The following is a 17,072-nucleotide window of genomic DNA, read 5'->3' as shown; positions in this document are numbered from 1 at the left end:
TCTGCTTCCTTGTAGGGGGTTATCGGGAGGAGGTGGCGATGAGCTGGGGCGCGTCGGCGTCGGTGCCCCTGCCGGTTCGGAAGTACGGCGACCTGCGCGCCCACTTGGCCCAGGCGGCGGCCACGAAGCCGGACGCGATCATCGCCAGGGGAGTGGCAAGCAGGAACCAGCCGTTGTCCGCGCTGACTTCGAAATGGTCGGCGGAGGTGTAGAACGACCAGCCGAGGTAGCCACCGAGGCCGAGCAGGACGGCCGCGCTCAGCGAGGGAAGCACGACCGCCCGTATGCCCTCGCGCCAGTCCTCGCGCAGCAGGGAGCGAAAGCGCACGGCGGCCGCGATGGCCGTGAGGGCGTAGGACAGGGCGACCACTATGCCCACCGCGCTCACCGTCGCCATGATCATGTCGGCGAGCCGGGGGATGACCAGCGCCAGTCCCGCGACCACCGCCGCGAGCGCGCCGATCAGCACCGTCCCGGCGGCCGGTGTGCCGTACCGGGGGCTGACCTTGGACCACACCGGCCCGAGCGTACGGTCCCGGCTCATCGCGAACATCGCCCGGGCCGTGGGGATCACCCCGGCCTGCAGGGAGGCGACCGCCGAGAACATCAGGGCGATCAGCGGGAGCGCGGCCCAGGGCTGCGACGCCAGCCGGTCGCCGAAGAAGGCCAGGCCCTGCGCGCCGTGGCCGACCAACTCCTCCTCGGACAGGACGCGTTGGAAGGCGATCGAGCCGAGCAGGAACAGGCCCAGCATGGTGAACAGGGTGGTGATCCCGGCCCGGGACGCGTCACGCGGGTCGCGGACCTCCTCGTTGACGCTGAACGCCGACTCGAAGCCCCAGTAGCAGAACACCGACAGCAGCAGCCCCTGCGCGAGCGCCGTCGCCGACGGGATCGCGAACGGGTCGAACCAGCTCAGGCTGAAGTCGTGCGGGCCCGTGACGATGCCGTATCCGCAAAAGCCCAGCAGGACGACGTACTCGAAGACCAGCAGCCCGGCCTGCAGGCGCGCGGCGGTGCGGACGCCGGTCACGGCGGTCAGCGTGACCGCCACCAGGACCAGGATGCCGACCGCCGTCGTCTGCGCGGTCGAACCCGGGTCCAACGCGAGGCTGCCCACCCGGTGCAGGCCGGCGTCCCCGGCCAGCTGGAGCAGGGCCGAACCGGTGACCGCGGTGGTGTAGGCGAGGAACGCGAGCACGGCGACGAGGTTCACCCAGCCGACCATGAAGCCGAGCCAGGGCGTGAGCGAACGACCCACCCACACATAGCCGTTGCCCGCGTTCGGCTCGACCTTGTTGAGCCGGGAGAAGGCGCCCGCGATGCCCAGGACCGGCAGGAACGCCAGCAGCATGATCGCCGGCAGATGCAGCCCGACCACGCCGGCCGTGACGCCGAGCCCGATGCCGATGCTGGTGGTCGCGGCCGTGCTGGACGCGGCGATGGCGACGCCGTCCAGGACGCCTAGGGACTTGCGCAGCTCGGGCCGCGCGGGAGGGTCGACGCTGTAGGGGTTGTCGGACATGGCCGGTCTCCGCTCGCACCGGGGGGCCTGGGCGGCCCCGATGAGCGGACATGAAACTGTCCGGGGGGTTAACAGGTCAACGGTGTTGTCGTAAGGTCTCGCCCATCGACCCCGGTTCCACCGGCCCACGGAGGCGCCCATGAGCGACCGCGTCGTCCCGCCCACCGCCCGGCAGCGCAGACGCCCCACCAAGCAGGGTGTCGTCCTGTCCGAGGAGCTGATCGTCGAGACCGCCCTCAGGCTGATCGAGGAGCACGGCACCGACGCCCTCTCGGTACGCCGCCTCGGCCGTGCGCTCGGCGCCGACCCCAGCTCGCTGTACCGGTACTTCCGGCACACCGACGACCTGATGCTCGCCATCGCCGACGAACTCATCGGTCGTACCCTGCGCACCTGGCGCCCGACCGGCGACTGGCGCGCCGACCTGCGGGATCTCGGCCTGCGCATGCATGCGGGCGCCCTCGCCCATCCCCGGGCGGCGGTGCTCAGCTCGTACCGGGTGACCGGGCGGGCGTACGAGATCCAGGCCGTCGAGACCATCCTCGGCGTGCTGCGCGGTGCGGGCTTCCCCGATGCGGAAGCGGTGCGGATCTACCACGCCTTCGTCGACCAGGCCCTCGCGTACGGCGCCCTCGACTCGGCGAGCGTGGCGATGCCGAAGGCCGCACGCGAGGCCGAGCTGGCCGTCTGGCGGGCGACGTACGCGCGGCTGCCTGCCGAATCCCATCCGCACATCGCCGCCACCGCCCGCCATCTCGTGGCCGACATGCCGAACAGCTCCTATCCGGCGGCCCTGGACCTGCTGCTCATCGCCGCCGCGGCCCGGCTGACGGAAATCCACGCCCGGGCGGGACGTGCGACGGCCACACTGGAGCCGCCCGCCAACGCCGTTTTGTGAGGAGCCCCTTCGCCGATGCCCCGACCACCCGCCCGCCCCGCCGAGCAACGCAAGCAGGACACCCTGCACCGACTGGAACACGACGAGGACGTGTGGGTCGCCACCGCCGCCGCGGGGGGAGTGCCGTACCTCGTCCCTCTGTCCTTCCTGTGGGACGGTTCGACCCTGCTGCTCGCCACGCCGGCCACGAGCCCGACCGGTCGGAACCTGAGAGCGACACGCAGAACCCGCCTCGGCATCGGGCCGACCCGCGACGTCGTCATGGTCGAGGGGACGGTCGAGACGATCGCCCCGGCCGAGCTGTCCGAGGAGGAGGGCGACCGCTTCGCGACCCGGACCGGCTTCGACCCGCGTCGACTCAGCACGCCCTACCTGTACTTCCGTGTCCGGCCGACCCGGGTACAGGCCTGGCGTGAGGCCGACGAGCTGGACGGGCGGGAACTGATGCGGGACGGCGAGTGGCTGGTGGCGGACTGAAACCGCCTGGCCGGGACACCCGTTGGGGTGCAGGCGACGGGGCAGGACCGTCCCGTGCCCCGGACCTTTCGGAGGAGTCATGCCACTGGTGAAAGCGGGTTTCGTGGTGCTCGACTGTGCCGAGCCCGAGAAGCTCGCCGAGTTCTACCGGGATCTGCTGGAAGGCGAGATGACGGACGCGACCGCCAACCGCGTCGAGATCAAGGGCGCCGACGGGACCCGGCTGGCGTTCCGTCGCGACATGAACGCCACGCCGCCGAGCTGGCCGCGCCCCGAGAACTCCCTCCAGGCCCACCTGGACTTCGTGGTGGAGGACCTGGACGAGGCGGAGCGCAAGATCGTCGGACTGGGCGGCCGTCCCTTGGAGGCCAAGGACGCGGCAGGCCCCTACGAGGAGCGCGGTTTCGCCGATCCGGCCGGCCACTCGTTCATGCTGCGCACGGTGGCCCCGACGGCACCGAAGCAGGGCTGAGTCCCTCCGCCGGCATCGCAGCGGGGGCCAGTCCTCCCTCGGTGCCGGCGGGTCCGCCGGGGCGGGACGTCAGTCCCGGCCGCCCTTGTCGCTGACCGGCCACACGCCCGTCGAGCGCTCGATCGCCTTGGCGCCCGTGCGGTCCGCCAGGCTGCGCGCCGCCGCGAACAGGGCGCCCTGGACCGCTGCCGCGAGCAGGATCTCTCCCCAGCCGCGGTCCCGGTCCAGCGCGTCGGGGGCGTCCTCCTCATGCCGAATCGCCATCCAGGTCTTGCGGAAGGCGAGCCCGGCCAGCGCCCCGCTCGCCCAGCCGAGGGCGAATCCGAGGGGCTTGTAGGCGAGGGGGAGCTTCATCTTCTTCTGCTTGTTCTTCTTGGCCATGTGCGTCTGCGCCTCCTTCGTCGGTCAGGGTCGCCCGTGCGCCGGTACCCGCTCGGCGTCGGGAACCGGACCGGGCGGTGTCCCGTCGCCGAACGGCCTGCCGCCCAGCTCCTGACGGTGATGCGGCGTCAGCCAGCCCGACAGGTCCGGCCCGATGGGCACGATTCCGGTCGGGTTGATGCCGCTGTGGACTTCGTAGTAGTGCCGTTTGATGTGGTCGAAGTCGACGGTGTCACCGAACCCCGGCGTCTGGTAGAGGTCGCGGACGTACGCCCACAGCACCTGGTTCTCCGTCAACTTCCAGCGGTTGCACTTGAAGTGGCCGTGATAGACGGCGTCGAAACGCACCAGTGTGGTGAACAGCCGGATGTCCGCCTCGGTGATCGTGTCGCCGACCAGATAGCGCTGTCCGGCCAGTCGATCGGCCAGCAGCTCCAGCCGCCGGAACAGCCGCGCGTACGCGTGCGCGTACTCCTGCTGCCCGGTGGCGAATCCCGCCCGGTACACCCCGTTGTTGACGTCGTCGTAGACGTCCGCCATCACGGCGTCGATCTCGTCCCGCAGCCGCTCCGGATAGAGATCGGGTGCCCCCTCGCGGTGCAGTGCCGTCCACTCGGTGGCGAGGTCGATGGTGATCCGCTGATAGTCGTTCGTGACGAGCCGGCCGCTGGGCACGTCCACGATCGCGGGCACGCTGACACCGCCCGGGTAGTCGGTCTCCCGCTTGTCGTAGGCCTCGCTGAGGAAGCGGATGCCGAGCACCGGGTCACGGTCGTCGGGGTCCAGCGTGAAGCGCCAGCTGCGGTCGTCCTGGATCGGGTCGGCCACCGCCAGGGACAGGGCGTCCTCCAGGCCGAGCAGCCGCCGGGACACCAGGGAACGGCTCGCCCACGGACAAGCACGGCTGACCACCAGACGGTAGCGCCCCGCCTCCACCGGCCAGCCGTCCCGCCCGTCCGCGGTGATCCGGTCCGTGAAATGGGCCCTCGACCGCTGGAACCTCTTCCTGCCGTAGGCGGTGTTGCCCCCGCCGCTCATGACCTGGCTCCTCTCTGCCGTACGCGTCTGCCGCATGCCGGGTTCCCCGATCTCACCGAGTCCCCCGAAATCCGCCGACGGCACTGTGTGAGCCCTGCCGACCGGGGGATTCAGTGACGAATGAGCAGCCCCTCCAAGGAACCGAAGGCCGACCACAGGACCCGCGTCACCGTTCTGGTGGCGCTCGCGGCCAATCTCGTCATCGCCGTCGCCAAGGCGGTCGGTGGACTCCTCGCCCAGTCACCCGCGCTGCTGTCGGAAGCGGCGCACTCGGTGGCGGACAGCATGAACGAGGTGTTCCTGCTGGCCGCGCTGCGCCGCAGCCGCCGTCCCGCTGACGCCCGCCATCCGTTCGGCTACGGCAAGGAACGCTTCTTCTGGTCACTGCTCGCGGCCGTCGGCATCTTCGTGATGGGTGGCTGCTTCTCCTTCTTCCAGGGCTTCGAGGCGCTGCGCGGCGGCGGCGAGGAGAAGTTCACCGGCTATGTGGCGGGCATGGTCGTGCTCGGTGTCGCCTTCGTCGCCGAGGGCCTGTCGCTGCTGCGGGCGCTGTACCAGGTACGCCGGCAGGGCGGCGCCGCCGGCGGCCTGCGGGACCCCGCCCTGCGCACGGTCGTGGCCGAGGACGGCACGGCGGTGGTCGGGGTGACCCTCGCCTTCGCAGGCATGGCGTTGCACATGGTCACCGGGCAGGTCGTGTGGGAGGCGTCCGCGTCGCTGGCGATCGGCGCACTGCTCGTCTACGTCGCCTTCCGCCTGGGCCGGGACGCCCGCGACCAGCTGATCGGGGAGGCCGCGGACCCGGAGGCCGCCGCCCGGATCCGGGCGCTGCTGGAGGCCCAGCCGGAGATCGACAGCGTGGAAGCGCTGCTCACCATGAAGACCGGACTGGAAACGGCCCTGGTGGCGGCCCGGGTCGATCTCGTGCCCGGCATCGACAGCGAGCAGGTGGAGGAGGTCGCGGTCCGCATCAAGCGCTCCATCGCCCGGACCGTGGCCGAGGCGGACCAGATCTTCCTCGACGTGACCGAACGCTCCGCGCGTGAGGCAGAAGAAAGCCCCGCCGCGACGGGGGAACGCGGCGGGGCCTGACGCACGTGTGCCCGGCGAACGGGGGTTCATGCGTTCCCCGGGAGAAAAAGTTTCCGGAGCCCGGATCGGTCCTGCGGGAGGTCCGGTCCGGCGGCCTTCTTCGGTCCTGATCAGTCCTGGTCGAACGGCTCCAGGACGAAGACCGGGATCACCCGGTCCGTCTTCTGCTGGTACTCGGCGTACGGCGGATACGCCGCGACGGCCCGCTCCCACCACTCGTCCTTCTCCGCGCCGGTGATCTCGCGGGCCTTCATGTCCCGCTTCACCGGGCCGTCCTGGAGCTCCACATGGGGGTCGCCCTTGACGTTGTGGTACCAGACCGGGTGCTTGGGCGCCCCGCCGAGCGAGGCCACCGCGGCGTAGCGGCCGTCGTGCTCGACGCGCATCAGCGGCGTCTTGCGGATCTTTCCGCTCTTGGCGCCCCGGGTCGTGAGCAGGATCACGGGCAGCCCGGTGTTCATCAGGGTCGTGCCCTCGGTGCCGCCGGAGCTCTCGTACAACTCCACCTGATCGCGGACCCATTTGGTCGGGCTGGGCTCGTACTCGCCGTCAAGAGGCATGGCATCGGTCCCATCGTCGTGTCCTGGTACTGACTGACGTCGTGCTGCAACACCGTTGCGTGCAAGATTCATCCTGCGGGGACTACACCAGCATCCGCACGCCCAACGCCAGGATCACGCCGCTCGAGACCAGCGCCGTCACCAGCCGTCCGCGATGCCCCGTCAGCACGCGCCCTAGCAGCGCTCCGCCCCCGGCGAGCAGCAGCTGCCAGCTCGCCGACGCGGCGAAAGCGGCCAGGACGAAAACGGCCTGGTCCAGGGGTTGCACGGGGCCCGTCGCGCGGGTGCCGAGGACGAGGGCCGCGAAGTAGATCACGGTGGTCGGGTTGAGCAGGGTGATACCGAGCAGCGCCAGGTAGGCGCGCGCCGGACCGGGGGGAGCGGGCCTGGAGCGGGTGGTGGCGAGCCGGTGGGCGCGGTACTGGCGTACGGCTCTCACCGCGCCCCGTACCGCGAGGGCGGCCAGCACCAGGGCGGAGGCCCAGCGCAGCGGCACCAGCACCGGACGCAGCGCGGCGGCCAGTGCGGAGCCGCCGAGGGTGGCGACGAGGGCGTAGAGCCCGTCGGCGGTCGCCACGCCGAGCGCGGCACAGACGCCGGTCCGCAGGGACGTGCGGGCGGTGAGGGAGACGAGGTAGGTCGCGACCGCGCCGACGGGGACGGCGATGCCGTAGCCCGCGAGCAGTCCCGCGACGAGCGCGCCGGTCACGACGTGCGAAGCGTCGGCCTCCACGGTCGGCCGGGCTGCTGCTGGAACGGCACCGAGGCAAAGGTGTCGGTCAGCGGCAGGAAGACGATGGTCGTAGGCATGGCCGGATTCTGTGGGTGGGGGCCGCCCGCCGACAAGCGAATTTCTGCGGACTCCGGCAGGGCGGGCCCGAGATCGAAGCTCTGTGCGATCTTCCCCGGTCTCCGTGCGACCATCCCCGGCCAGATTGCCCGTGCGGCTGATCTGGCTGAACTTGACGTCGCCCATTGGATGCCCCGGGCATCTAATGAAGATCAGCACGACGCACTCTTCGTCTGTGAGGTCTTCCATGACGGACATGACGGAATCCCACACCGTCGCCTTCCCGCAGAGCCGCACCTGCCCGTACCACCCGCCCACCGCCTACGACCCCCTGCGTGACGCGCGGCCGCTGGCCCGTGTGAAGCTCTACGACGGCCGACTCGTCTGGCTGGTCACCGGTCACGCGCTCGCCCGCACGCTGCTGGCCGACCGGCGCCTGTCCACCGATCCCAACCGGCCCGAATTCCCCGCGACCAACGCCCGGTTCGCGGAGGTCCGCCGCCGCAGGACCGCGCTGCTGGGCGTCGACGACCCCGAACACCGCGTCCAGCGGCGGATGATGATCCCCAGCTTCACCCTCAAGCGCGCCGTCGAACTGCGCCCGCGGATCCAGGGAATCGTGGACGAGCGGATCGACGCGATGATCGCCCAGGGGCCGCCTGCCGAGCTGGTGAGCGCGTTCGCACTGCCGGTGCCGTCGATGGTGATCTGCGCCCTGCTCGGCGTCCCCTACGCGGACCACGAGTTCTTCGAGGGCCAGTCCCGCAGGCTGCTGCGCGGGCCGACGGCCGCCGACTCCATGGACGCACGCCGCCGCATGGAGGCCTACTTCGAGGAGCTCATCGACCGTAAGCACGAGCAGGGGGAGGCGGCCGACGGCGTCCTGGGTGAACTCGTCCACCAGCAGCTGCGCGACGGCGATCTGGACCGCGAGGAGCTCATCGCCATGGCGATCATCCTGCTGGTCGCCGGCCACGAGACGACCGCCAACATGATCTCTCTGGGCACCTTCACGCTTCTGCAACACCCCGACCGCCTGGCCGAGTTGCGCGCCGACCCGGCACTGCTGCCCGCCGCGGTCGAGGAGCTCATGCGGATGCTGTCGATCGCCGACGGGCTGCTGCGGGTCGCCGTCGAGGACATCGAGGCGGACGGCGAGACGATCCGGGCGGGCGACGGCGTGCTCTTCGCGACCTCGGTCATCAACCGCGACGAGGCCGTCTACCCGGACCCCGACACCCTGGACTGGCGGCGCCCGGCCCGCCACCACGTCGCCTTCGGCTTCGGCATCCACCAGTGCCTCGGCCAGAACCTGGCCCGCGCCGAGATGGAGATCGCCCTGCGCACCCTGCTCGACCGGCTGCCGGCCCTGCGGCTTGCCGTCCCCGCGGAGGAAATCCCCTTCAAACCCGGCGACACGATCCAGGGGATGCTGGAACTCCCCGTGACCTGGTAAGAGGCTCCGGTCATGCACAACGAAACGCGCGAAACGCGCGAAGACGACAAGATGCCCATCGACATCGACATCGACCACGACCTGTGTGTCGGCGCCGGGCAGTGCGCCATGGTCGCCCCGTCCGTCTTCACCCAGGACGACGACGGCTTCAGTTCCCTGATCCCCGGCCGCGAGGACGGCGGCGGCGACCCGATGGTGCGGGAGGCCGCCCGGGCCTGCCCGGTCAGCGCCATCACCGTGTCGGAAACGGGGAGTTGAGGCCCGGCGCATCCCGCACGGCCCGGTTGGCCCGCAGCTCCGTCGCCGCACTCGGCGGCAGGGCTGCGGGTTCGGCCCGGCGGGCGTCCGGCGCGGGAATGCGCCTCGCCGGCCTGCCGGCGCCGGTCGAGCCGGGGGCTCAGCGCACCGCCAGCAGCGACCGCGCCGCCTCCCGGGCCTCGGCCGCCGGTCGCGTACTGCCCGTGATGCCCGCCGTGACCATGGCGCCCTCGGCCAGCAGAAACAGCTGCCCCGTCAGGGCGTCGGGCAGCCCGGCCGCTGTCACCAGTGAGCCGACGTAATCCCGGAACGCCCGCTTGTGCCCCCGGACCTGGTCCGCCACCCGCTTTGACCGGGCGCCCAGCTCGCCGTACGAGTTGATCCATGCGCACCCGCGGAAGTCCGCCTCGCCGAACCACTCCTGCAGCCAGTCGAAGACGGCCAGGAGTCGTTGCTCGGGGTTCTCCTGCAGCTCCACGTAGGCGGCGAGCTGTCCGCGCCAGCGCACGTCGCGTCGCTCCAGATACGCCTCGACCAGCTGTTCCTTGGCCGGGAAGAGCTGATAGAGGCGCTTGAGGGAGACCCCGGACGCGCCGCGGATGTCGTCCATGCCGACGGACTGGATGCCGCGGCCGTAGAACAGCTTCTCCGCGGCCTCCAGTGCCTGCTCCCGGGCGGTTGCGCTGTCCATGTGCGGCCTCTCCTTGACGTGAGAACGAGCGTTCTCCTACGGTAGCAGCCAGCGGGAGAACGCTCGTTCTCCCTGTCGCTGTCGCCGTTTTCGACCCCGGAGGACGACATGACCGACCGCCCGCCCCTGCCGCCGTTCACCCGCGAGAGCGCCGCACGGAAGGTGCAGGCCGCCGAGGATGCCTGGAACACCCGCGACCCGCGCAAGGTGGCCCTCGCCTATTCGGAGGACTCCGTCTGGCGCAACCGCGGCACCTTCGTCACCGGCCGCGCCGAGATCGTCGAGTTCCTCACCGCCAAGTGGGCGCGCGAGCGGGAGTACGCCCTGCGCAAGGACCTGTGGGCCTTCGACGGCGACCGCATCGCGGTCCGCTTCCAGTACGAGTGCCAGGACGCCGAGGGCCGCTGGTGGCGCTCGTACGGCAACGAGTTGTGGGAGTTCGACGAGCACGGGCTGATGACCCGGCGCGAGGCGAGCATCAACGACGTGCCGATCGAGGAGAAGGACCGCCGGATCTTCGGCCCGCGTCCCGAGAACGAGCGCGGGCTCACCTTCCCGCTGCGATAGGCCCGTTGAAGAGGCTGAGTAGGGTTCCCGGGTGACCCAACAGGCCAGGAAGCCCTTCCTCTACGTCGTCGTCTGCGCGGCAGGGATCGCCGCGGACGTCAGCAAGCTCGTCACCGCCGCGCAGGAGCGGGGCCGGGAGGTCGGCGTCATCGCGACGCCGGTCGCCATGAACGGCTTCTTCGACACCGCCGCCGTCGCGGCCCTGACCGGCCGTCCGATCCGCTCGGCCTGGCGCACGCCCGCCGACCCGCGTCCCTTCCCGCCGCCGGACGCCGTCGTCGTCGCCCCGGCCACCTTCAACACGATCAACAAGTGGGCCGCCGGCATCGCCGACACCCTCGCCCTGGGCACTCTGTGCGAGGCGTCCGGTCTCGGCGTCCCCGTCGCCGTGCTCCCCTGCGTCGCCGACGCGCTCGTCGCCCATCCCGCGTACGCGGACAGTCTGATACGGCTGCGGGGGATGGGCGTGCGCTTCGGGGACCCGTACTCCGGCGAGGCGGGAGAGGACGGCGGGCGGCCGGAGTTCGGCTGGGAGCGGGCGCTGGATCTGCTCGATCGCGGCTAGCGGCGGCCCGGTGACGAGAACCCGTGGGGCGTCGCCGACGGAACCGGCGTCGAGCGTGCCCGACCACGTACGCTCCCCCTGGTACCCCACCCCGAAGGCAGGAGCAGCAACGATGCAGTACGTGAAGCTCGGTTCGACGGGCCTGGACGTGTCGCGGATCTGTCTGGGCTGCATGACCTACGGGCTCCCTGATCGCGGCACGCACGAGTGGACCCTCGACGAGGAGGCGTCGCGGCCGCTGATCCGGCAGGCGCTGGACGCGGGGATCAACTTCTTCGACACCGCCAACGTCTACTCCGACGGCACCAGCGAGGAGATCGTCGGCAAGGCGCTGCGCGATTTCGCCCGCCGGGACGAGATCGTGCTCGCGACGAAGGTCAACGGCCGCATGCGGCCCGGTGCGAACGGCGCCGGGCTCTCCCGCAAGGCCATCATGACCGAGATCGACCACAGCCTCGCCCGCCTCGGCACCGACTACGTCGACCTCTACCAGATCCACCGCTTCGACCCGCACACCCCGGTCGAGGAGACGATGGAGGCGCTGCACGACCTGGTCAAGGCGGGCAAGGTGCGTTACATCGGGGCGAGTTCGATGTACGCCTGGCAGTTCTCCAAGATGCAGCACACGGCCGAGCGGCACGGCTGGACCAGGTTCGTCTCGATGCAGAACTACTACAACCTGCTCTACCGCGAGGAGGAGCGCGAGATGCTGCCGCTCTGCGCCGACCAGGGCGTCGGCGTACTGCCGTGGAGCCCGTTGGCGCGCGGCCGGCTCACCCGGGACTGGGGCACGGTCACCGACCGCAGCGCGACCGACAACTTCGGCAGCCGGCTCTACGTCGACAGCGACCGGGTCGTCGTCGAGGCCGTCACCCGCGTGGCGAGCGAACGCGGCGTTCCACGTGCCCAGGTCGCCCTCGCATGGGTGCTGCGCCAGGACACGGTGACGGCCCCCATCATCGGCGCCGCCAAGCCGCAGCACCTCGAGGACGCGGCCGCCGCGGTCGAACTGGAGCTCACCGAGAAGGAGTTGGAGGAGCTCCAGCAGCCGTACGCGCCGCATCCGGTGATCGGTCACTGACGACTCGGTCACCGGCCAGGGCCGCCTTCGCAGGCCCTAGTGGGGCCCGTACGGCGAGAACTCGCTGCCGCACGGGCCCGCCCCCTCGCTTTCCGCCAACGGCACACGGTCTCCGCTCATCGACAGAGTCCGGTAGTGCTCACCGATCCGCTCGGCCGAACGCCCCACATAGTGGCCGATGAACGAACGGCGGAACCGGTCGTGTGTGCGGTTGGGCTGCGAACCGTGCACCAGGCTGCCGTTGAAGAACAGAACGTCCCCCGGCCTCATGTCGACGGGCACGGCCTCCAGACCGGGCGGCGGCGGGACGTACTCCCGGGCGAAGGACACCTCGGCGTCCGCCGTCTCCGGGCAGAACACATCCATCTCGTGCGTGCCGGGGACGACTTCGAGCCCGCCGTTGTCCCGGTCGATCACATCGCAGGCGATCCACGCCGCCACACACGTGCCCGGCTCGACCCGCAGATAGAAGTTGTCCTGGTGCAGCGCCTGCCCCCGGGCGCCCGGCGGCTTGAAGTAGAACATGCTCTGCGCCGCCAGCACCTCCTCCCCGAGCAGCACCTCCAGCACAGCGCGCAGCCGCGCGTCGAGCAGCACCCGCAGTGACAGCTCGTCGATCTCGTGCGGGTGCATCACCCTCGGATACGCCCGCAGCGGATCGCTGTCGGACGGGTGCGGCTCGAAGTGCCCGGGCACCGGCCCGGCGGCGTGCAGCGCCGCGAACCGGGTGCACAACCGGTCGATCTCGGCGCGGGCGAACAGTCCGCGTACGACCGTGAAGCCGTCCTCGCGGAACCGGCGGAGCCCGGCCTCGGGCAGGATGGGGGCGTCGGGGGCGCCCATGTCCGTGGCTGTCATGCGTCCACTCCTCGGTCAGGTGTCCTCACACGGATAACGCTAGGCCGACGCCCGCCCGAGGGGGATGACTGTGAGTGCTGACGGATTGCCCGAGGCTGCTGCACCCGGTGTCCCCGCACCGCCACCGGGCCTGGTGGTGGTCGGCCACTTCGACCAGCCGCCGGCCTACGCGGTGAGCCGGCCGCGCGGCGCCGACAGCTGGCTGTTCACCTGGACGACCGGCGGACGGGGACGCTTGCGGCACGGGGACTCCGAGGCCCGGGCCGGGGCGGGGGACCTGGTGGTGCTCGCGCCGGGCGTGGCGCACGGCTACGGCGTCGCCCCGGGCGCGCCGCACTGGGCCTTCTGGTGGGTGCACTGCCAGGCCCGCCCCTCCTGGCGGTCCTGGCTGCGCCCGTATGACGCCGGTGAGGGGATGTACGTCGTCACGCCGACGCCGGACGCCGTGCACGGCCGTATCGAGGCGGCGTTTCGCCGGATGCTCGACGATGCCCGCTGGACGGGCACGGAGGCGCCGCCGGTGACGGCGCCTCGGGAGCAGCCGGGGGAGGAGGCGGTCGCCGTGGCCCACGGCACCGCGGCCCGCGAGCTCGCCCTGTGCTCCCTGGAGGAGGTCGTCCTGCTCGCCGCCGGCACCGCGGGCACCGCGCGGACCCAGCCGCCGCGGCCCGGCGTGGACGCCCGGGTGCGCCGCGCACAGGCTCTGATCGCCGCCGATCCGACCGCCCCGCACACCGTCCGCTCGCTCGCCGAGCACGCCGCGCTCTCCCCCTCCCGGTTCGCCCACCTCTTCACCCAGCAGCTGGGCCAGTCCCCGATGCGCGTGCTGCGCGAGGCACGGCTGCGGCACGCCGCCCGGCTGCTGGAGAGCACCGACCTGTCCGTGGAACGCGTCGCGGCCGCCTCAGGGTTCGCCAGCCCGTTTCACTTCAACCGCGTGTTCCGTGATCGGTACGGGAGACCACCGGGCGCCTACCGGGGGAGTGGCCCAATGGTTGGCGCGCGACTTGTGAAGGAGCTGTGAAGGCAGTCGCATCCGTATGACCAGGCAAAAAAGTCGGAGATCACCTGCTCAATGGTTCCTGGCGGGCAGCCCGAAAGGGCGTTGAGTGAATACCGTTTCCAATTGCCCCGTCGATACGCCGCAATGCGTCGGCCGCTTATTGACCGCTCGTCAAATAGTGATCGTCCGGCACGCGATGCGCAAAAACTGGAACCGGTTGTTCTCTGTCCCTGACCTGTGCAAAGGTGTGTCTCGCTCCCCCCGCGCCCGCGCTTCACAAGAGCCGCGTCCGGAGCATACTCATTGGTATGGACCTTCAATGCCGCATGCCCTCCGGAGGAATGCCGCCGTGCGTGACGCAGGCCTGTCGAATTCCCCCAGCGACGCCCGCCTCTTTGATGTGACGGACGCTCAACTGAGCGCCGAACTGAAGAAGTGGACGGGGGCGACGCCGGCGCTGCATCCCGTCGGTGAACTTCTCGACCGGCACTGGGAAGCGGGATTCGCCTACGCACGGCTGTGCACCGCCGACGCCCGGGCCGCGGGAATGCTCACCACCGCGGCATTCACCCGGCTTTTCGGGGAAACGCTGCGACAGACCGGACCGACGGCCGCGTGGCGCCCCCAACTCCTCGTCACCGTGCGGCGTATCGCGGCGGAGTGGGACACGGACCGCAGACGGGATGTGCTCCACCCCGCGCTGCAGTCCGAGGCGGAGGGCGCGGAGCGTGTGGCCGCCCGTCTGCTGCCGCCCGCGAACCGCCGGCTGCTGTCCGGGGCCTTCCAGCGGCTTCCCCAGTCGGCCTGCTGCCTGCTGTGGCACACCGAGGTCGAGGCCGAACCGCTCGCCGTACCGGCAGGACTGCTCGGACTCGACGCGGAGTCCGCCCGCGTCGAACTGGGCCGCGCCCACGAGCGGTTGCGCGAGGAGTGCCTCCAGGTCCACCGTGAGCTGGCCCCCGAGCACGAGTGCCGGCAGTACCTGCGGATGCTGGATGTGACGTACCGGCGCGGCGGCGTCGACGTCGACCCCGACCTGCGCGGCCACCTCGACCGCTGCGAGCACTGCAGCGACGCCGCCGGCCAGCTCGCCTTCTTCAACGAAGGACTCGGCGCCGCACTCGCGGAGGCGGTGCTCGGCTGGGGTGCGCGGGACTATCTGGAGTCGAGAGCGACACGGGCCGAGGCACCGGCCGCGCCGGACCCGGCCGCGGCACCGCCGATCGTCGGCGAGTCGTTCTTCGCGGACGGCGCCAACGCTTTCGCGCCGCCGGGAGATGCCGCTGCCGCCCCGGGAAGTACTGCCGCCTCCCCGGTGAATTCCCGTGCCTCTGCGGGCCGAAGGCGCCGTGCCCCTGCCGCAGAGGGCTTCGCAGCAGAGAGCTTCGCAGCAGAGAGCTTCGCAGCAGAGGGCTTCGCCGCAGAGAGCTTCGCCCCCGGCGGTGAGCCGCCGGCCCCTGTCGGAGAGACATCGGCCTTCCAGGGGCGGCCCGGCGATCCCGCCGGTGAGCCCGTCACAGCGGCTGGTGCCCCCTTCGCCTCTGCGGGCGAGTCCTTCACCGCCCCGGACATGGCCTCCTCCCCAGCGGAGGCCGGCCCGCGAACCACCCGCAGGGCCGCCCGCAGGACGGCTCCGAAAACCGACCCCGCCACCGCCACGCCTTCCGCCGCCACCCGTACCTGCACCGGTCGCGTGGCCCTCAAGGCCGCCCGCCGCGCCGCCCGCCGCCGCAACCTCACCGCGGCCGTCGCCACCGTCAGCGCCCTCGTCGTCCTCCCGCTCGTCATCTGGTCCACCAGCGGATCCGAAGACGGTTCCGCTCCGGCAGCGAACGACCGGCCCACCGAGACGCCGGGCCCCGGCACGGGCTCCGCCACCAGCAACCCCTCCTGGGCGGGCGCCGCCGAGGCCGCGAAGGGCGAGCTGCAAGGCCGGCTGTACAACATCGGGTCCGGCCTCTGCGTCGGCGTCGTCGGCGGGAAGGCCGTCAAGAACGCGGAGACCGAACTCACCAGATGCTCCTCGGCCCAGGCCGGTCAGCAGTGGTCGTACGAGACCGACGGACTGGTGCGCAGCGGCGCGAACCCCGATCTCTGCCTCGACTCCCATCTCGGCTACTCGGTCCGGCTGGCCCCCTGCACGGGTGCCGGCGACTCCGCGACGAAGAACGTCCGTTACGACTTCACGCTCCAGGGCACCCTGGTCCCGCGCTTCAACCAGGACCTCGCCCTGAGTCCCGCCGCCACCGACGGATCGGGCGCGCTGGTCCTCAAGACCCGCGAGGACGACAGCGACGCCCAGCACTGGGTGGTCGACACGTCGAAGCCGGAGCTCCAGCTGGAGGTGGTCAACTGGGATTCGGAGGCCGAGAGGGTGAAGACGGCCGACCCGACCCCGACCTCCACCCCCGGGCCGGCGAAGTCACCGACGCCGGAGCCGACCCCGTCCGCGACCACGACGGCATCACAGCCGACGGCCACGAGCCCGACCCCGACCGACGCGTCCTGCTACTCCTACCCGTACTCCTGCTCGTCGGACGGCCAGAACGGCTGGTCCGGCGGCGGATACGGGGGGTATGGCGGCTACGGGGGGTATGGCGGATACGACGGCTACGGCGGGTATGGCGGCCACGGCGGTGGCGGCCGCCGCTGAACGCAAGCCGACTGATCAGCCGCCGGTCCCCGGCTGAAGCACCGTCAGTCGCACCGAGGACTCGTTCCCGGCCACGGGCACCTCACCGGCCGTCCACGCCACCTCGATCGACTCCCGTTCGTCGGGCGGTGTCACGAGCAGCGCAGTCGGCAGGGCCGTACGGGCCCCGCTGATCTCGGGGCTGGCGAAGGACAGCCCCGCCCAGGCGCTCTGTCCGGGGGCCAGCGTGACCGACGTCGGCGTGTCGGGGGAGCGCTTCGGGTCCGGGCCGAGCTGCTTGCCGGACGCGTCCACGAAGGCGGCACCGGGGTAGCCGCGGACCGTGCAGGTGCGTTCGGCCGTATTGGTCAGCACGATCGGGAAGTTGCGCTGTCCGGCCCCCGGACTGGGTCGGCCGATCTTTGCGCGCAGCTCCGGAGTGTGGCAGCGCGGGGCGGCGGCGCCCGACTGGGTCACGGGGCTGCCGGTGTCGGCCGTGCCTGGTGCGGTCGTGGCAGGTCCGGTCGTGCCTGGCCCGGTCGTGGGGCTCCCGGTCCCTGCCGTGGGCGCGCCGGTCGTTCGGTCGCTCGTGCCGGCCGGTGTCTGTGCGCTGCCCGTGGAGTCGGCGCCGTTGGCGCAGCCGGCCAGCAGGCTCACCAGCGCGACGGCACTCACGACGGGAATCGCTCGGTTCAAGGGGTGGAGTGTCCGTGCACGTCCCATGTCTG

Annotated in this window: 19 protein-coding genes; 11 read left to right on the top strand and 8 right to left on the bottom strand. The window is 71.4% G+C overall.

Annotated features, from left to right (window positions below):
* Window positions 1-19: 19 nt before the first annotated feature.
* On the bottom strand, window positions 20-1,525 hold the full coding sequence (locus ACFY5C_RS00350; protein WP_389438846.1) for an APC family permease: 1,506 nt from the start codon (window positions 1,523-1,525) through the stop codon (window positions 20-22).
* A gap of 139 nt (window positions 1,526-1,664) precedes the next feature.
* Between ACFY5C_RS00350 and ACFY5C_RS00345 the strand changes: the two genes are divergently transcribed.
* From ACFY5C_RS00345 to ACFY5C_RS00335, 3 genes are all read left to right on the top strand, one after another.
* Window positions 1,665-2,423, top strand: coding sequence for a TetR/AcrR family transcriptional regulator (locus ACFY5C_RS00345; protein WP_389438844.1), 759 nt, complete (start codon window positions 1,665-1,667; stop codon window positions 2,421-2,423).
* 15 nt (window positions 2,424-2,438) lie between these two features.
* The gene (locus ACFY5C_RS00340; protein WP_389438842.1) at window positions 2,439-2,900 is read left to right on the top strand and encodes a pyridoxamine 5'-phosphate oxidase family protein; all 462 of its coding nucleotides are present in this window, start codon (window positions 2,439-2,441) and stop codon (window positions 2,898-2,900) included.
* A gap of 79 nt (window positions 2,901-2,979) precedes the next feature.
* Window positions 2,980-3,372 carry a VOC family protein gene (locus ACFY5C_RS00335; protein ID WP_389438840.1) on the top strand — a complete coding sequence of 131 codons (393 nt, stop codon included), beginning with the start codon at window positions 2,980-2,982 and terminating at the stop codon, window positions 3,370-3,372.
* Window positions 3,373-3,441: 69 nt separating this feature from the next.
* Here the strand turns inward: ACFY5C_RS00335 and ACFY5C_RS00330 are convergent, their stop codons facing one another.
* Entirely contained in the window at window positions 3,442-3,753 is a 312-nt protein-coding gene (locus tag ACFY5C_RS00330; RefSeq protein ID WP_362385694.1) for a DUF4235 domain-containing protein, read from the bottom strand.
* 24 nt (window positions 3,754-3,777) lie between these two features.
* Window positions 3,778-4,791 (bottom strand): glutathione S-transferase family protein, encoded by a 1,014-nt coding sequence (locus tag ACFY5C_RS00325; protein WP_389438839.1) that lies wholly within the window; start codon window positions 4,789-4,791, stop codon window positions 3,778-3,780.
* A 120-nt stretch (window positions 4,792-4,911) separates the two neighbouring features.
* Here ACFY5C_RS00325 and ACFY5C_RS00320 point away from each other — a divergent pair, with 120 nt between their 5' ends.
* On the top strand, window positions 4,912-5,883 hold the full coding sequence (locus tag ACFY5C_RS00320; protein WP_389438837.1) for a cation diffusion facilitator family transporter: 972 nt from the start codon (window positions 4,912-4,914) through the stop codon (window positions 5,881-5,883).
* Between the two features lie 110 nt (window positions 5,884-5,993).
* Here the strand turns inward: ACFY5C_RS00320 and ACFY5C_RS00315 are convergent, their stop codons facing one another.
* Together ACFY5C_RS00315 and ACFY5C_RS00310 are read right to left on the bottom strand one after the other, a co-directional pair.
* Complete coding sequence (locus tag ACFY5C_RS00315; RefSeq protein ID WP_389438835.1) at window positions 5,994-6,443, bottom strand: nitroreductase family deazaflavin-dependent oxidoreductase; 450 nt, start codon at window positions 6,441-6,443, stop codon at window positions 5,994-5,996.
* 82 nt (window positions 6,444-6,525) lie between these two features.
* Window positions 6,526-7,152, bottom strand: a complete 627-nt coding sequence (locus ACFY5C_RS00310; RefSeq protein ID WP_389438833.1) for a LysE family transporter — start codon at window positions 7,150-7,152, stop codon at window positions 6,526-6,528.
* Window positions 7,153-7,480: 328 nt separating this feature from the next.
* Between ACFY5C_RS00310 and ACFY5C_RS00305 the strand changes: the two genes are divergently transcribed.
* Complete coding sequence (locus ACFY5C_RS00305; RefSeq protein ID WP_389438831.1) at window positions 7,481-8,689, top strand: cytochrome P450; 1,209 nt, start codon at window positions 7,481-7,483, stop codon at window positions 8,687-8,689.
* Between the two features lie 12 nt (window positions 8,690-8,701).
* Complete coding sequence (locus tag ACFY5C_RS00300) at window positions 8,702-8,947, top strand: ferredoxin (protein WP_389438829.1); 246 nt, start codon at window positions 8,702-8,704, stop codon at window positions 8,945-8,947.
* A gap of 139 nt (window positions 8,948-9,086) precedes the next feature.
* On the opposite strand, the gene ACFY5C_RS00295 is transcribed toward ACFY5C_RS00300, so the two are convergent.
* Window positions 9,087-9,638, bottom strand: coding sequence for a TetR/AcrR family transcriptional regulator (locus ACFY5C_RS00295; RefSeq protein ID WP_389438828.1), 552 nt, complete (start codon window positions 9,636-9,638; stop codon window positions 9,087-9,089).
* A gap of 108 nt (window positions 9,639-9,746) precedes the next feature.
* Here ACFY5C_RS00295 and ACFY5C_RS00290 point away from each other — a divergent pair, with 108 nt between their 5' ends.
* From ACFY5C_RS00290 to ACFY5C_RS00280, 3 genes are all read left to right on the top strand, one after another.
* The gene (locus ACFY5C_RS00290) at window positions 9,747-10,205 is read left to right on the top strand and encodes a DUF1348 family protein (RefSeq protein ID WP_389438826.1); all 459 of its coding nucleotides are present in this window, start codon (window positions 9,747-9,749) and stop codon (window positions 10,203-10,205) included.
* Between the two features lie 31 nt (window positions 10,206-10,236).
* The gene (locus tag ACFY5C_RS00285; RefSeq protein ID WP_389438825.1) at window positions 10,237-10,770 is read left to right on the top strand and encodes a flavoprotein; all 534 of its coding nucleotides are present in this window, start codon (window positions 10,237-10,239) and stop codon (window positions 10,768-10,770) included.
* 112 nt (window positions 10,771-10,882) lie between these two features.
* Window positions 10,883-11,851, top strand: a complete 969-nt coding sequence (locus ACFY5C_RS00280) for an aldo/keto reductase (RefSeq protein WP_389438823.1) — start codon at window positions 10,883-10,885, stop codon at window positions 11,849-11,851.
* A 36-nt stretch (window positions 11,852-11,887) separates the two neighbouring features.
* On the opposite strand, the gene ACFY5C_RS00275 is transcribed toward ACFY5C_RS00280, so the two are convergent.
* Window positions 11,888-12,709, bottom strand: a complete 822-nt coding sequence (locus ACFY5C_RS00275; RefSeq protein WP_389438821.1) for a phytanoyl-CoA dioxygenase family protein — start codon at window positions 12,707-12,709, stop codon at window positions 11,888-11,890.
* Between the two features lie 64 nt (window positions 12,710-12,773).
* Here ACFY5C_RS00275 and ACFY5C_RS00270 point away from each other — a divergent pair, with 64 nt between their 5' ends.
* The gene (locus ACFY5C_RS00270; protein ID WP_389438819.1) at window positions 12,774-13,733 is read left to right on the top strand and encodes a helix-turn-helix domain-containing protein; all 960 of its coding nucleotides are present in this window, start codon (window positions 12,774-12,776) and stop codon (window positions 13,731-13,733) included.
* Window positions 13,734-14,061: 328 nt separating this feature from the next.
* Window positions 14,062-16,365 carry a ricin-type beta-trefoil lectin domain protein gene (locus ACFY5C_RS00265; RefSeq protein WP_389438817.1) on the top strand — a complete coding sequence of 768 codons (2,304 nt, stop codon included), beginning with the start codon at window positions 14,062-14,064 and terminating at the stop codon, window positions 16,363-16,365.
* A gap of 15 nt (window positions 16,366-16,380) precedes the next feature.
* Here ACFY5C_RS00265 and ACFY5C_RS00260 read toward each other — a convergent pair whose 3' ends face one another.
* Window positions 16,381-17,067 (bottom strand): DUF4232 domain-containing protein, encoded by a 687-nt coding sequence (locus ACFY5C_RS00260; RefSeq protein WP_389438815.1) that lies wholly within the window; start codon window positions 17,065-17,067, stop codon window positions 16,381-16,383.
* Between the last annotated feature and the right edge of the window lie 5 nt (window positions 17,068-17,072).

Origin of the sequence: Streptomyces sp. NPDC012935 (assembly GCF_042900345.1) — a bacterium.
Lineage (GTDB): Bacteria > Actinomycetota > Actinomycetes > Streptomycetales > Streptomycetaceae > Streptomyces.
The sequence above is the reverse complement of the archived record's forward strand: the minus strand, read 5'-3'. Positions and strand labels throughout refer to the sequence as shown.

Coding starts and splice junctions, on each gene's coding strand:
- ACFY5C_RS00300 (WP_389438829.1), top strand. CDS start 8,702: ATGCACAACGAAACGCGCGAAACGCGCGAAGACGACAAGATGCCCATC.
- ACFY5C_RS00315 (WP_389438835.1), bottom strand. CDS start 6,443: ATGCCTCTTGACGGCGAGTACGAGCCCAGCCCGACCAAATGGGTCCGC.
- ACFY5C_RS00330 (WP_362385694.1), bottom strand. CDS start 3,753: ATGGCCAAGAAGAACAAGCAGAAGAAGATGAAGCTCCCCCTCGCCTAC.
- ACFY5C_RS00260 (WP_389438815.1), bottom strand. CDS start 17,067: ATGGGACGTGCACGGACACTCCACCCCTTGAACCGAGCGATTCCCGTC.
- ACFY5C_RS00295 (WP_389438828.1), bottom strand. CDS start 9,638: ATGGACAGCGCAACCGCCCGGGAGCAGGCACTGGAGGCCGCGGAGAAG.
- ACFY5C_RS00305 (WP_389438831.1), top strand. CDS start 7,481: ATGACGGACATGACGGAATCCCACACCGTCGCCTTCCCGCAGAGCCGC.
- ACFY5C_RS00275 (WP_389438821.1), bottom strand. CDS start 12,709: ATGACAGCCACGGACATGGGCGCCCCCGACGCCCCCATCCTGCCCGAG.
- ACFY5C_RS00290 (WP_389438826.1), top strand. CDS start 9,747: ATGACCGACCGCCCGCCCCTGCCGCCGTTCACCCGCGAGAGCGCCGCA.
- ACFY5C_RS00340 (WP_389438842.1), top strand. CDS start 2,439: ATGCCCCGACCACCCGCCCGCCCCGCCGAGCAACGCAAGCAGGACACC.
- ACFY5C_RS00345 (WP_389438844.1), top strand. CDS start 1,665: ATGAGCGACCGCGTCGTCCCGCCCACCGCCCGGCAGCGCAGACGCCCC.
- ACFY5C_RS00325 (WP_389438839.1), bottom strand. CDS start 4,791: ATGAGCGGCGGGGGCAACACCGCCTACGGCAGGAAGAGGTTCCAGCGG.
- ACFY5C_RS00280 (WP_389438823.1), top strand. CDS start 10,883: ATGCAGTACGTGAAGCTCGGTTCGACGGGCCTGGACGTGTCGCGGATC.
- ACFY5C_RS00320 (WP_389438837.1), top strand. CDS start 4,912: ATGAGCAGCCCCTCCAAGGAACCGAAGGCCGACCACAGGACCCGCGTC.
- ACFY5C_RS00335 (WP_389438840.1), top strand. CDS start 2,980: ATGCCACTGGTGAAAGCGGGTTTCGTGGTGCTCGACTGTGCCGAGCCC.
- ACFY5C_RS00270 (WP_389438819.1), top strand. CDS start 12,774: ATGACTGTGAGTGCTGACGGATTGCCCGAGGCTGCTGCACCCGGTGTC.
- ACFY5C_RS00350 (WP_389438846.1), bottom strand. CDS start 1,525: ATGTCCGACAACCCCTACAGCGTCGACCCTCCCGCGCGGCCCGAGCTG.